Annotated in this window: 14 protein-coding genes, 1 tRNA gene and 1 riboswitch; of the genes, 9 read left to right on the forward strand and 6 right to left on the reverse strand. The window is 53.7% G+C overall.

The annotated features are described in order from the left end of the window. Positions 1 to 42: 42 nt before the first annotated feature. The gene (locus HCG48_RS08710) at positions 43 to 1,173 is read left to right on the forward strand and encodes a peptidoglycan-binding domain-containing protein (RefSeq protein WP_168568804.1); all 1,131 of its coding nucleotides are present in this window, start codon (positions 43 to 45) and stop codon (positions 1,171 to 1,173) included. 28 nt (positions 1,174 to 1,201) lie between these two features. Here the strand turns inward: HCG48_RS08710 and HCG48_RS08715 are convergent, their stop codons facing one another. Continuing rightward, positions 1,202 to 1,657, reverse strand: coding sequence for a Fur family transcriptional regulator (locus tag HCG48_RS08715; RefSeq protein WP_168568805.1), 456 nt, complete (start codon positions 1,655 to 1,657; stop codon positions 1,202 to 1,204). A 134-nt stretch (positions 1,658 to 1,791) separates the two neighbouring features. Between HCG48_RS08715 and HCG48_RS08720 the strand changes: the two genes are divergently transcribed. Further along, complete coding sequence (locus HCG48_RS08720; protein ID WP_168568806.1) at positions 1,792 to 2,001, forward strand: hypothetical protein; 210 nt, start codon at positions 1,792 to 1,794, stop codon at positions 1,999 to 2,001. Between the two features lie 29 nt (positions 2,002 to 2,030). Here the strand turns inward: HCG48_RS08720 and sigC are convergent, their stop codons facing one another. The 3 genes from sigC to lipA form a co-directional block, all read right to left on the reverse strand. After that, positions 2,031 to 3,290, reverse strand: a complete 1,260-nt coding sequence (gene sigC, locus HCG48_RS08725) for an RNA polymerase sigma factor SigC (RefSeq protein WP_168568807.1) — start codon at positions 3,288 to 3,290, stop codon at positions 2,031 to 2,033. Positions 3,291 to 3,915: 625 nt separating this feature from the next. Beyond that, positions 3,916 to 4,863, reverse strand: coding sequence for an NAD(P)H-dependent glycerol-3-phosphate dehydrogenase (locus HCG48_RS08730; protein ID WP_281362098.1), 948 nt, complete (start codon positions 4,861 to 4,863; stop codon positions 3,916 to 3,918). Further along, positions 4,860 to 5,738, reverse strand: a complete 879-nt coding sequence (gene lipA / locus HCG48_RS08735) for a lipoyl synthase (protein WP_168568808.1) — start codon at positions 5,736 to 5,738, stop codon at positions 4,860 to 4,862. Before lipA ends, HCG48_RS08730 begins: the two co-directional genes overlap by 4 nt. Before the next feature lie 90 nt (positions 5,739 to 5,828). Between lipA and HCG48_RS08740 the strand changes: the two genes are divergently transcribed. Together HCG48_RS08740 and HCG48_RS26830 are read left to right on the forward strand one after the other, a co-directional pair. Beyond that, positions 5,829 to 5,902: transfer RNA gene (locus HCG48_RS08740), tRNA-Pro, on the forward strand. 79 nt (positions 5,903 to 5,981) lie between these two features. Continuing rightward, a complete protein-coding gene (locus tag HCG48_RS26830; protein ID WP_168568809.1) occupies positions 5,982 to 6,083 on the forward strand; it encodes a twin-arginine translocation signal domain-containing protein in 102 nt (33 codons plus the stop codon). Here HCG48_RS26830 and HCG48_RS08750 read toward each other — a convergent pair. Next, complete coding sequence (locus HCG48_RS08750; protein WP_168568810.1) at positions 6,069 to 6,278, reverse strand: hypothetical protein; 210 nt, start codon at positions 6,276 to 6,278, stop codon at positions 6,069 to 6,071. The two genes, HCG48_RS26830 and HCG48_RS08750, sit on opposite strands and share 15 nt — an antisense overlap. A 394-nt stretch (positions 6,279 to 6,672) precedes the next feature. Next, positions 6,673 to 7,206: a hypothetical protein gene (locus HCG48_RS08755; RefSeq protein WP_168568811.1), complete on the reverse strand. Its 534-nt coding sequence runs from the start codon at positions 7,204 to 7,206 to the stop codon at positions 6,673 to 6,675. 570 nt (positions 7,207 to 7,776) lie between these two features. Further along, positions 7,777 to 7,933, forward strand: a riboswitch (cobalamin riboswitch). Positions 7,934 to 8,316: 383 nt separating this feature from the next. On the opposite strand from HCG48_RS08755, the gene metE reads away from it, so the two are divergent. From metE to HCG48_RS08780, 5 genes are all read left to right on the forward strand, one after another. Next, complete coding sequence (gene metE, locus HCG48_RS08760) at positions 8,317 to 10,548, forward strand: 5-methyltetrahydropteroyltriglutamate--homocysteine S-methyltransferase (protein WP_168568812.1); 2,232 nt, start codon at positions 8,317 to 8,319, stop codon at positions 10,546 to 10,548. Next, a complete protein-coding gene (locus tag HCG48_RS08765; protein ID WP_168568813.1) occupies positions 10,538 to 11,026 on the forward strand; it encodes a hypothetical protein in 489 nt (162 codons plus the stop codon). Before metE ends, HCG48_RS08765 begins: the two co-directional genes overlap by 11 nt. 15 nt (positions 11,027 to 11,041) lie before the next feature. Next, on the forward strand, positions 11,042 to 11,434 hold the full coding sequence (locus HCG48_RS08770) for a DUF1636 domain-containing protein (protein ID WP_168568814.1): 393 nt from the start codon (positions 11,042 to 11,044) through the stop codon (positions 11,432 to 11,434). Further along, the gene (locus HCG48_RS08775; protein ID WP_168568815.1) at positions 11,434 to 11,598 is read left to right on the forward strand and encodes a hypothetical protein; all 165 of its coding nucleotides are present in this window, start codon (positions 11,434 to 11,436) and stop codon (positions 11,596 to 11,598) included. Before HCG48_RS08770 ends, HCG48_RS08775 begins: the two co-directional genes overlap by 1 nt. An 87-nt stretch (positions 11,599 to 11,685) precedes the next feature. Further along, positions 11,686 to 12,666, forward strand: coding sequence for a methyltransferase domain-containing protein (locus HCG48_RS08780; protein ID WP_168568816.1), 981 nt, complete (start codon positions 11,686 to 11,688; stop codon positions 12,664 to 12,666). The last annotated feature ends 54 nt before the right edge of the window (positions 12,667 to 12,720 follow it).

Below are 12,720 nucleotides of genomic sequence, written 5' to 3' on the forward strand. Positions count from 1 at the left end.
TCGCTCCGATCTCGATGTCGTTTGTTAGCCTGTAGAAACGATATGGAAACCCTTGCATATATTGAATTAGCCCGGGCTTACGAAAGTCAGGGCGATCGCGACCTTCCCAAGGCAACCCCCCGCGATCGCCACTTTGTGTGGCTGTGTTGTTCGATGCCCCAATTGCTGGGGTGGTCGGTACTGGCTTTGTTGTTGGCGATCGCCGCTCCGGTTCCGCCGACGGCGGCCCAAACGGTGTTGTTCCAACAAGGGGATAGTGGTCCGTCGGTGCGATCGATCCAGCAGCGTTTGAAGAGTTTCGGTTATTTTAATACGGACGTTACCGACTATTACGGTCCGATTACGGAAGCGGCGGTGATTGAATTCCAACGGGCCAACGGTTTACCCGTCACCGGAATTGTCGATTCGCAAACCCTGCAGGCGATGGGTCGGATGGCGCAGCGATCGGCCCCCGTGCAGAGTTTTGCCGCGACTCCGGCCCAAGGATTTGGAACGGTGACGGCGGTCAGTAGCGGTAACGAGGTGTTGCGGGTCGGCGATCGCGGCGTCGCAGTCAGCGCACTCCAGCAGCAATTACAACAACTCGGTTATTTTGCCGGTCCGGTAACGGGAGAGTTTGATTACGATACGGAAACGGCGGTCATTCGCTTCCAACAAAATAATAATCTGCGCGCCGACGGTCTGGTCGGCTCGAACACCCGGACGGCCCTCGCCAGTCAACCGCAACCTGCGCCGACGAGTCAGGGGTTCGTACCCCGTGGGAATACCTCCGGTGAAATCCGTTACGGCGATCGCGGTTCCCAAGTGCGATCGCTCCAGCAACGCCTCGCGATCGCCGGATTTCCCCCGTCACGCATCGACGGGATTTTCGGCGACGATACGGAAATCTCCCTCAAGGAATTTCAACAAACCTATGGTCTGCCCCCCAGTGGCGTCGCCGACGCGACGACCCGGCGATCGCTCGATCGCAAGTTGTACGTGGTCGTGGTTCCTCAATTCCGTCAGGGAACCTTAGAAGCGGTGCGTCAGATCTTCCCCGATGCTTTTGCCGCCGACTCTCGCTTAGGGGATTACGTTCATGTCGGTTCGTCCTTGCGCCGGGAGATTGCGGAAGAACGCACTAAGCTGTTGCGCTCTCAAGGGTTTGTTGACGCGCGGGTCGCTTATTTTTAAATTTTTTGAAATTGGATTGAAATTCGGTTTAAAGTGGCAGTAATGCCCGTTGGCAGCGCGGACAAATGGCGTGAATCGTCAGTTGACAGTCGAGCAGGTGATAGCCTTCTTTTTTGGCGGTTTTGGTGCCGACTTTCAAGATCGAGTCGCTTTTGAACTCGATGGTTTTGTTGCAGCGAACGCAAATCAGGTGGTGATGGTGGTGGGGGTAGGGTTTATTGATTTCGTAATGTTTGTGACCTTCGGCGAGTTCGAGTTCTCGCAATACCCCCATGCGCGATAGTAGTTTTAAGGTGCGGTAGATCGTCGATAAGCTGATGTTTTCTCCTTGATTTTGGAGCAGCGTATAGAGATCTTCCGCACTCAGATGTTCGTTTTTGGGAAGGTTTTGAAAAACCTGTAAAATCGTTTCTCGTTGGGGGGTCAGGCGCCACCCCCGTTCGTTTAATTCTGCCTTGAGTGAGGAGGCCGTGTAAGCAGACATACTAAACCCCGTTCTCTTCTCAACAAACTGTCCTTATTGAGAAGGATACACAATTTAACAGTAACTAGCAAGAACGTCTTCTTATTGAGAACTAATTTCGGCGTATCTGGGAGGGCGATCGCCAAAAAAGTGAAGTGCGGACGATCCGGCGATCCCTAGCCAAGTCGCGAACCTGGGGACGACTGGCCGATCGCGGGGGAGCGAACGGAGGGAAAAACGGCGTAGATGTTAAATTTTATAACATCGATCGCCTCGCCGGAGCGGACGAGATCGGTCTCGACGCGATCGCGCGAGCAGTCAAACAAATAGTTTTCAAGGCGATCGGCGCGAAAGTGTTGATATGAAATAGATAGCACCCTGTCATCCACTCGCTTTAGCTGAGCGCTTCGAGATAATCGCGGACGCGATTGCGGCGTTTGGGTTGCCGCAGTTTTTGCAGGGCCTTCGCTTCGATCTGACGCACCCGTTCGCGCGACAGGTCCAAGGCGCGGCCAATTTCTGCCAAAGAATAAGGATGACCGTCACCCAATCCGAAACGCATCCGAATCACGTCTCGTTCCCGGGTGGTCAAATCCGCGAGCAGATGCTGCAAATCCCGTTGCAAAGCTTCTCGCATGAGAATTTCTTCCGGCGAGATATCGTCGGTTTCGAGTAAGTCGCCGAGTTCGGTATCTTTTTCTTTACCGACTTTCGTTTCGAGGGAAACGGAACGGGGAACGCGCAAGAGGACTTCGCGCACGTTAGCCGGAGTCATTTCTAACTCTTCGGCGATATCGTCGATGGTCGGGGTGCGACCTTTTTCTTGAGAAAGTTTGCGTTGAGCCTTTTTGATCTTATTGAGTTTTTCGGTAATGTGGACGGGAAGTCGGATCGTGCGGCTTTGGGTGGCGATCGCCCGAGTAATCCCCTGACGGATCCACCAGTAAGCATAGGTGCTAAACCGATAGCCCCGGGTCGGATCGAACTTTTCGACCGCTCGTTCGAGTCCCAAGGTACCTTCTTGGATCAAATCCAACAATTCCAAACCGCGATTTTGATATTTTTTAGCGACGGACACGACCAGGCGCAAATTGGCCTTGATCATGTGTTCTTTGGCGCCCACGCCTTCCGTCTGGATTTTCTCTAGTTCTTCGAGAACCAATCCGGCTAATTCAGCCCACTTGCGTTTCCCCGCCGCCAAACTCGGCTTGAGTTCGGTCACGTCGATTCCACTTTCCGAGGCCCATCGTTCTAAGGACGGACGCAATCCTAATTGCGAAGATAGGCGATCGCGGGTTTCGATCAAATGGACGTAGCGCTTGAGTTCCGGATTGTCGTCCGTGGCGGCTTCGTCCCGTAATTCTTTCAGTTGCATGTAGCGCTGAACTTTTTGCGCTTCCGCAACTTCCTCGTCGCGTCCGAGCAAGCGAACTCGCCCGATTTCTTGCAAGTACAAGCGGACTAAATCCGTGGTGCGACGGCTGGGTTTGTTAACTAAAGTGGCACTATCGGCATCGTCCACGTCCAATTCGACGTCGATGGGAGCGTATGCTTCTTCGTCGTCGCTTTCGCTGGCGATGCCGCGATCGTCAAACTCTTGGGCATTCACTCGTTTGTCGTCTTCCGTATTCGGGTTAAAAGAAATTCCTGGCATGGTGAAAGTCTCAGCAGCTCCAGGGGATCGGAATTTTGGGATCGATCGCTGCCTGTCGGTTAGTATTCCCCCAGGGGAAACATTCGATATCGGAACGATGCGTTCTTCCAGCGAATTGACCTAACTCCATGGGTGTTCTCAACTCCGAAGGAACCCTAGAGAAAGGATTCGGCGAGCAACCCCCCGAGTCGGTTGCGGTTGCTGCACGGTTGTTTTCTCTCTGGCACTACCCCGGCGAAGAGCCACAGACATCAAGCAAGCGGTTGGTTTTCCATGAAAGGACTGGCCGACCCCTACATGCTAGTATAAGAAGCCCTTTCCGATTTAAGAGTGACTTCGGTCAAGGGGTAAATTAATTTACATCACCTGTGTCATCGGTTCGAGATCGTTGACCAAATCCAATGATTCAAGGGGTTGTAAAGCTTTCCCGGAAGAATTTAGAACAGGGGTTTTTCTGGGGCGATCGCGGGGCTTTGAAGGGGCAAACGTGACCTCGATCGCCCGTGGAAGGGAAGAAGTTTTTTCGAGGTTGAAAAGATTCAAAATATTAAAGACGGGGCGACGAGAGGCGATCGCCGCCCCGACGAGGCGGATCCCGTGAGTCGGTTCCAGGGCTGGAGACAGGCTATTCCGGTTTGCTCTCGCGACCCATTAAGGCTTCGAGGGCGGCTTTGGGGGTGATGCTGCCGTCGAGGAGCAGACCGACTTGGTAGGAAATCGGCATCGAAATGTCCCGGCGGCGGGCGCGATCGAGTAAGACGGCGGTGGTGTTGACGCCTTCGGCAGTTCCTTCGAGATCGGCCAAAATCTCCGGCAGGCCGCGATCGCGCGCCAATTGATACCCCACTTGATAGTTGCGACTGAGGGGAGAATTGCACGTCGCCAAGAGGTCGCCGAGTCCGGACAAGCCGTAAAAGGTTTCGACCTGGGCACCCCAATCGCTACCGATCCGAATCATTTCGGCGAGTCCTCGGGTGAGTAAGGCGGCTTTGGCGTTGGTGCCCAGTTGCAAGCCGTCGCAAACTCCGGCGGCGATCGCCATCACGTTTTTGAGGGTGCCGCCGAGTTCGACGCCGAGGGGGTCGCGATTGGTATAGACCCGAAAATCCATCGAGGAGAATATCCCTTGCACCCGTTCGGCGGCTCCAAAATCCGTACTGGCGACCACCGTAGCGGCGGGTAACCCTTGTTGGATTTCTTTGGAGAGGTTCGGTCCGGCGAGGACTACCACCGGGCGATCGCCGACGGCGTCTTGCCAGATCGTCGAAGGGGTGCAGGTGGTTTCGGGATCCAAGCCTTTGGTCGCCGTCACGAGAATGGCATCGGGGCGGATCGGCAAGTCGCGGACTTGGGAAGCGACGGGACGCACCCCTTTCATGGAGACGGCGGACAGGAGAATTTCCGCATCGGCGACGGTCTCGGCGAGGGAGCGATCGCCGTGACGGGACCAGAGGCTCACGTGATGGCCGTTGTGGGCGGCTAATTGTCCTAACGTCGAACCCCACATCCCGGCGCCGATGACGGCGAGGCGGGTCGGCGCGATCGCCCCGGCTTCGCGATCGGTGGCGCTCACGATCGGGAACGGGGGTAACGTTCCATGAGGGCGCGCACCTGCTCGGCGTGATAGGAACTGCGGGTCAACGGCGAGGCGACCACTTGCAAGAAGCCCATCGATTCGCCGAGGGTTTGCCACTGCTCGAAGGTTTCCGGCGCGACCCATTCGGCGATCGGCAGGTGTTTCGGCGTCGGTTGCAGGTACTGACCCATGGTCAAGATATCGCAATCGACCCGGCGCAAATCGGCCATCACTTGGCGAATTTCGGCTTCGCTTTCGCCCAACCCGAGCATGATTCCGGATTTGGTGTACACCCAGGGGGCGATCGCCCGCGATCGGCGCAGCAATTCGAGGGAACGCTCGTAATTCCCTTGGGGACGCACCCGGCGATAGAGCCGTTCGACGGTTTCGGTATTGTGGTTGAGGACTTCCGGACCGGCCTTGAGAATCGTTTCTAAAGCGTCCCAGTTGCCACATAAATCGGGAATCAACACTTCGATCGTCGTTCCCGGGGAAGCGGCGCGGATCGCTTCGATGCAGCGCGCGAATTGCGTGGCTCCCCCATCGGGCAGGTCGTCGCGGTTGACCGAGGTGACGACCACGTGATTGAGCCGCATCCGACGCACCGCCTCCGCCAAATTCGCGGGTTCTTCCGGGTCGAGCGATCGCGGCGTTTTGTCGAAGTCGATATCGCAATACGGACAAGCCCGGGTACAAGCCGGACCCATAATCAGGAAGGTAGCTGTCCCGTTATGGAAGCATTCGCCAATATTGGGACAGGACGCTTCCTCGCAGACCGTATTGAGTTTGAGGTCGCGCAGAATTTCTTTGACATTGCCGACGCGCTCCCACTGAGGGGCTTTGACCCGCAACCAATCAGGCTTTACACTCACGCTTGCCATGAAAAATTTAAGTGACACTCTTTACATCCTAGCCAAAGATGATGTTATACTCTAGACTGGTTAAGGAAAAAAACCGCGCATCGGGATGTAGCGCAGCTTGGTAGCGCACTTCGTTCGGGACGAAGGGGCCGCTGGTTCGAATCCAGTCATCCCGATTTTTTTAGAGGAATACAGACGCGCCGCCCTTTTTCGTAAGAGAGGAGCGGCTGTCGTTGTTTTTTGGGGTAAGCTTCCGTGTTTTCTCGCCGCCAATTTCTGCAAGGCTCGTTCGGTACGATGGGGGCGATCGCCCCGGCACTTTCCCCAGTTCCTTTCGCAACTTTAGACAACTTTTAGATTTCTCTGGTGGCGATCGCCAATGGCGGGGGCCGGGTTCGAGATCGCTTCCATTGGAGTGAGGTTGGTGCATCGGCGCTTTTTCAACCCCAGCGATCCCCATTTTTGGCGATCGAGATCGAGGTTTTGGGTGAGCAAAATCACCGTTCTAGGGGGTGCAAGATCGCACAGATCCCGGGAGCATCGATCGAGCATGATCGTCTAGAGGACTAGAGGTGTTGAGGAGATGAAATTCATGGAATATACTTGGAAGCCGTTCCGTTGGTTGGCTCAAACGATTGCCCTGCAAATCGTAACGTTAACCGTTGCAGCTTTAATGTTGTGGCTGCTGTCTTGGTAAACTTCACTTCAAACTCCCCTTATTTTGCTCGCTCCCACTCGAAGACGATCCCGAGTTGTCCCCCGATCGCATGAGAAAAGTAATGTCTATGTTTGCCACCGGAAATGCGATCTCCGAGCGCTCCAATCGCGTCGATCGCGATCGCGGATGAGGGACGACGCCCCTCCCCATCGTCTTGAGCTTTCCCCCGTCTCGAAGATCTAACCTCTGGTGATTTCTAGAGCGCGATCGATCCATCAAAACCCCTCGTTATTCGATTCTGACCCCCTCCATTAGATTGACCTGTAAGGCCAAAAATTGATCCGGTTGTCCCGGTTCTCTCGAAAAAGGAACCACCGTCGTATAATAGCGAGCGATTTGACTTTCCCCCAATGCTAGCTCGATGGTTCCATGCCAGACCTTCCTCCGATCGATCGCCTGCACGATGGGCGCTAATACTGATTCGATCGCACGGAGATCGTGAGGGGGGTGGACTGTTTTTCGAGCAGCCGAATCCGCGCGATACCCTCGACCAAACTGCTCGCGCAAAAAATTGATAATACTGTGGCGATCTCCTACCGAGATCTTGGCCGCTCGTTCTAACGCAAATTTGAGATCCGAGAGCTGTTTGAGAGTTTCGCGCAGTTGCCGAGCCATTAAATTGCGTTCGGCGATCGCATTGCTATAAGCCGCTAGAGTTTTTTCGAGTAATTGTTCGTCCAAACACCAATCTTCGAGTGATTTAGAATCCTCAAACAGATTGCGATCGCTTTTAGCATTACCGTCATTTTGAGAGGGGGTCATCTCAGATTCCTCGCCGTCGTGTAGGGGGAAAACCACAAAAGAAAAGCAGTCTTTATTTCAATGGGTTGGTTTGTAGCTGTTTTAACAGATTTTGACGGACTTTGGAAGTCGATCGAACCAAAAAGCTATTAAATTTAATATACCTCCATCCTCAAGGGAAAAAGATACATCATAGAGATTCGGTGATTGAGTTTTCTCAGAAATTCTTTTAGATTTTGAAGATCGAGTGTTCGTAGGCCGTGTAGTCTTTAAATCGTAGTCTTCAACCCGCGCCTCAGAAAATGTAAGCTTTTATCGATTGATTGTGACTTTCGTTGTTATATTCTTGCGAAAACACATTTTGGATTTGGCAAGGTTGCGATCGCTTAATTCTCAGATCGCAGTCTTAGCACAATACAGGACTATTGTGTAATTAATTCAATAAATTACAGTCGCTACTGGCTTGAAGTAACATAATATAACCAAACGGGAACCGACGATCGGCGATCGCCGATCTCTAGTTTGAGGCTCTCGAACCGAAAAAATTGGGTTTGATGTTTCAAACCGACCTTATTTAGTGATAGAATATCCCAGTCAGTTTAACTCATCGGTTCTAGCGGGGGTCAGCCGCTAGAGGAAACGGGGAAAGCGCAGTGAAAATCTGCCACTGTCCCGCAGCTGTGAAGGAGGACTCTCCCTATTGTCCGAGCCTCCGAGTCAGAATGCCCGCCGATAGAAAACACACGTCACACAACATCTGCGAGGTACGGATGATGAATTCTGCAAGCTTTTCTCGTTCGCAACGGGTTTGTTATTGGAGCGTCGCCGCACGGCTCTGGTAACGGTCGTTAGAACGCGGTGAAAATTTGAATTCTTGCCTCAATGCAAGGCCGACCCCCGTAGCTACGAGGGCGTGCGTTCGGCTCGTGCAATAGCGCGAGAAGGCTAATTTTTCCCTACTTTCAGCTTCGGAGTATCTAAGAAAATAGCAGGTTTGAGTCTTGTCAGTCGTAGCCTTTTCGCTTACAAGCGCGAGGCGATCGCGTGGCAATGGCTCGAGGTTACTCCTGTTTTTTTCTTTGAGATCCCTCGAACCCTCAATCCTTTATTCAACCATTTAGACTCGCAACAATGACCATTCAAACGATGACCCTGGGCTACGCGCGCATGGGCAAACGGCGCGAGCTTAAGAAAGCTCTAGAAGCGTTTTGGAACGATGCTTCGGATGCCGAGAGCTTGCTAAAAACGAGTCGCGACATCGATGTAGAAAACTGGAAAACCCAGCTCGATGGGGGGATTGACTGCATCGGTGTCGGCGATCGCACGTTGTACGACTCCGTCCTCGATTGGACGGTACGACTGGGGTTAATTCCGCCGCGATTTCGAGGATTGCAGGGGCTGGAGCTCTATTTTGCTATGGCGCGCGGTCAAACAGGGATTCCAGCTCTGGAAATGACCAAGTGGTTCGATACGAACTATCACTACTTAGTGCCAGAAATTAAGGCCGATGCCGAGCCACAGGCAAACTTTAGCGATTTTCTCGAGATCGTGCGCCAGTCGCGATCGCTGCTGGGAGAGCGCGCCGTCCCGATCGTCCTGAGTCCGGTCACGCTCTTGCATCTGAGTCGGCGAAAAGGAAAGTTTGAAGATGATTTAGCCAAACTCCTACCCTTGTATGTCGATCTTTTAGAACAACTGAAAGATTTGGGCATCACTCAAGTGCAACTTCACGATCCGATCGGGGTTAAAAGTGGCGTTCCCGACCTGCAAACTGCGATGACAGAGACTTACAGCCGACTGACTGAAGTTGGCTTGCGGATCCACCTGGTGAGCTACTTTGATGATTTGGGTGAAAATTACGGCTGGGTGACCCAGTTACCCGTAGCGGCGATCGGCCTCGATTTCACGCGGGGGCGCAATCTGGAACTGTTGCAGACTCAAGGATTCCCTGCCGACAAGCAATTGGGCGTGGGAATGGTGGACGCCCGCAATGTCTGGAAGATCCGCCCGTCATCGGTACGAGCCACCTTGGAGGCCATTCGGACGGTGACCACCAACATTTACTTACATCCTTCTGCATCGTTGCAATTTGTCCCTCACGATGCGACTCAGGAAACCAAGCTGCCAGAACCCTTACGCCAAGTACTGAGTTTCGCCCGACAGAAGCTTGAGGAAGTCGTGTTACTCTCTGCGGACGATCCGGAGACGGCATTGGCTCAAATCCAACGGCAATGGCAAGCATTTGAGCAGTTTGCGCCAGCAACGCCAAGGGTACACGAGCGCTTGCGCGATCTGACAGTCTCGGATCTCGAGCGTTCCCTTCCTTACCAGCAACGGCGATCGCACCAACCCCAGCTCCCTGCGTTTCCAACGACGACGATCGGATCTTTCCCGCAAACTCCGGAAGTTCGCAAGCTACGCCTACAGTTAAAACGGGGGGAAATCACTCAAAGCGAGTACGAACAGCGTATCGATGCTGAAATTGCCCAATGCATTGAGCTTCAAGAACAAGTGGGCTTGGATGTCTTGGTGCATGGGGAATTCGAGCGCACCGATATGGTGGAGTTCTTCGGGCAGAAACTATCCGGTTTTGCTTTTACCCAACACGGTTGGGTGCAAAGTTATGGCAGTCGCTGCGTGCGTCCGCCGATTATCTATGGAGATATCACGCGGACGGAGCCGATGACCGTGCGGGAATTTGAGGTAGCGCGATCGCTGACCTCCAAAATCGTCAAAGGAATGCTGACCGGGCCGGTTACGATGCTCAATTGGTCATTCCCGCGCACGGATATTCCGCGTCGGGAACAGGCGATGCAAATTGCACTGGCTCTGCGCGATGAGGTAGCCGACCTGGAAGCTGCCGGAGCGCAAATCATTCAAATTGACGAACCCGCTTTGCGCGAAGGACTGCCCCTCAAATCGGAACGGTGGAACGAATACCTTTCTTGGGCGGTGGATGCTTTCCGCCTGGCGGCAGCGATCGCCAAACCGGAAACCCAAATCCACACGCACATGTGTTACTGCGAGTTCGGCGATATTATCCACCAGATCGAACGGCTCGATGCGGACGTGCTGTCGATTGAGAACAGCCGTAGCAACAACGAGACTTTGTTTGAAATTACCGGGGCAGGTTACAAACATCAAGTCGGGAATGGGATCTACGACGTACATGCTCCGATCGTTCCGAGCGTGGAGCAAATGGTGCAGCAATTGCAGACGGGGGTTGCCAATTTGCCCACGGAGCAAATTTGGGTCAATCCTGACTGCGGCTTGAAAACCCGACGTTGGCAAGAGGTGATTCCGGCGTTGAAGAACATGGTCGAAGCGGCGAAGATTTTACGGGAGAAACCGGATGAGAGTTGAGACCGATCTGTGGCAACAAAAGGGAGATGACTGGCAGCAAGCATTCATTGCAACCAATTTGTTGGTGATTGGTTACAATGCCTGGGTCGGTTATCTCGCTGGGGAACGCGGTGCCGTCGTTTGCAGCCTCAAAACCCCTCACCTGGGAATCGCGGGGGAAAGTTTTCCATCTCACTACGTCCCGCGATCGCGGATGGTTCCTTTTCTCAATGCTTGGCTGGCCAACCCGGAGATGCCAATGCTCTACGACCGTCACTTGAATGCTCACCTCCTGGAGGCGGTCGATGGTTACAATCCGCAAACCGATGCCATATTGCTGTTGGAATCCGGCGGTCGGGCAACGTTGTTCTATTTGCGGAATATGGCGATCGCGCCACCTCAAAGTTACAAGACTATTTGTATGGGTTGGGACGAATTCCACCTGTCGCATTCGGATCTTTCTCAAATGAGTCTCCATCAGTTCAATCTCACTCCTTAACGAGGTGCCGATCTTATGAGTGAAGTCACTTTATTCGCCTGTTGTTTGTGTCGCTTTTCGCCTGAAGAAAAAAGCCGCGACGATCTTTCCGGTGGAGAACATTTACTCGCCCGCGTGCAAGCCGAATTGAAGGCTCGCAACTTGCAAGAAAGGATTGCCGTTCGGCCCTTACGCTGTATGGCTGCGTGCTCTCGTGGGTGTAATGTCACCCTCGCCGCCCCTGGCAAACTGACCTTTGTTCTCAGTGGGCTATCCCCTACTGAATCCGCCGTCGCTTTGTCGGAGTTTTGCGAGCAATATGTAGCCACTCCCGAAGGGAAAGTCCCGTATCGAGAACGATCTGCGATCGTTCGGGAGGCGACGGCCTTGATTTTGCCTCCGCTCCCCTATTCTCCCCCTCAACAGTGATGCCAATGTTGCAATACCAACTGATGCGAATGGGAAAAATTCCCACGGGGGTTCACCCTTTTGTCAAGTCGTCGGTGTCTCCTCAAGACTCTCCTGGGAGGCGTAGGCTTTGGCAGTGGTATCGTTTGGCGATCGCCGCGATCGCCCGCTTGAGGTCATTCTAAGCGGATTAGCCATCTTCGCTCGGGGCGCAATCCTGTAGCGCCCCGTAATATAGAGAAACTCGAAGTTGTCAATTAGGGAGGATGTTGATGAGTTTGTCGTTTGCGATCGGCGCTTTGCTCGCACTTGTGGCGATCGCCACTGCTGTCTATCTGATGTCTGCCCGTAAATACCAGTCGTCAGACTCCGTTGCCAATGCCTACGATACCTGGACCGAAGATGGCATTTTAGAATACTACTGGGGCGAACACATCCACTTAGGTCACTACGGTTCGCCTCCGCAACGAAAGGACTTCCGAGAAGCTAAAGCTGACTTCGTGCATGAAATGGTGAGTTGGGGAGGCTTGGACGAACTGCCCCCAGGGACGACCGTGTTGGATGTCGGCTGCGGGATTGGGGGCAGCAGTCGCATGTTGGCGCGCGATTATGGCTTTGCGGTGACGGGGGTCACGATCAGTCCCCAACAAGTCCAACGGGCGAAGGAACTGACCGAGGAAGACCTCGACGTTAACTTTCTGGTCGAGGATGCCCTATCTCTTTCGTTCCCGGATGCCAGTTTTGATGTGGTTTGGTCGATTGAAGCCGGACCGCACATGCCGGATAAGGCGCTGTTTGCCAAAGAATTAATGCGCGTCTTAAAGCCGGGGGGTATCTTGGTGGTCGCCGACTGGAATCAAAGAGACGATCGCCAAACGCCACTCAATTTTTGGGAACGTCCGGTGATGCGGCAACTGCTCGATCAGTGGTCCCATCCGGCATTTGCCAGTATTGAAGGGTTTGCCGAATTACTCTCGGCAACGGGATGGGTCGAGGGTGAGGTGACAACTGCCGACTGGAGTGCAGCGACCTTGCCTTCTTGGCTCGATTCGATTTGGCAGGGGATAGCCAGACCGCAAGGATTGGTTCGTTTTGGTCTGTTGGGGACGATCAAATCTTTGCGGGAAGTGCCAACTTTGCTGCTGATGCGGCTGGCATTCGGTACGGGTCTGTGCCGTTTTGGTATGTTCCGGGCCGTGCGATCGGACTCATCCCGGTCAGCCGAGCTGGCTTTGGCAGAAACGACGGTGTGAATGAATGAACTTGTAATGAACTTGTAGGGACGCGATCGATCGCGTCCCTACAGG

It is taken from the genome of Oxynema aestuarii AP17 (assembly GCF_012295525.1).
Lineage (GTDB): Bacteria > Cyanobacteriota > Cyanobacteriia > Cyanobacteriales > Laspinemataceae > Oxynema > Oxynema aestuarii.

Bases quoted from the DNA above. Each gene is read 5' to 3' on its own strand.
- HCG48_RS08710 (WP_168568804.1), top strand. From the start codon at position 43: ATGGAAACCCTTGCATATATTGAATTAGCCCGGGCTTACGAAAGTCAG.
- HCG48_RS08770 (WP_168568814.1), top strand. From the start codon at position 11,042: ATGAGTGAAGTCACTTTATTCGCCTGTTGTTTGTGTCGCTTTTCGCCT.
- HCG48_RS08715 (WP_168568805.1), bottom strand. From the start codon at position 1,657: ATGTCTGCTTACACGGCCTCCTCACTCAAGGCAGAATTAAACGAACGG.
- HCG48_RS08755 (WP_168568811.1), bottom strand. From the start codon at position 7,206: ATGACCCCCTCTCAAAATGACGGTAATGCTAAAAGCGATCGCAATCTG.
- HCG48_RS08750 (WP_168568810.1), bottom strand. From the start codon at position 6,278: ATGCTCGATCGATGCTCCCGGGATCTGTGCGATCTTGCACCCCCTAGA.
- metE (WP_168568812.1), top strand. From the start codon at position 8,317: ATGACCATTCAAACGATGACCCTGGGCTACGCGCGCATGGGCAAACGG.
- HCG48_RS08775 (WP_168568815.1), top strand. From the start codon at position 11,434: ATGCCAATGTTGCAATACCAACTGATGCGAATGGGAAAAATTCCCACG.
- HCG48_RS08780 (WP_168568816.1), top strand. From the start codon at position 11,686: ATGAGTTTGTCGTTTGCGATCGGCGCTTTGCTCGCACTTGTGGCGATC.
- sigC (WP_168568807.1), bottom strand. From the start codon at position 3,290: ATGCCAGGAATTTCTTTTAACCCGAATACGGAAGACGACAAACGAGTG.
- HCG48_RS08765 (WP_168568813.1), top strand. From the start codon at position 10,538: ATGAGAGTTGAGACCGATCTGTGGCAACAAAAGGGAGATGACTGGCAG.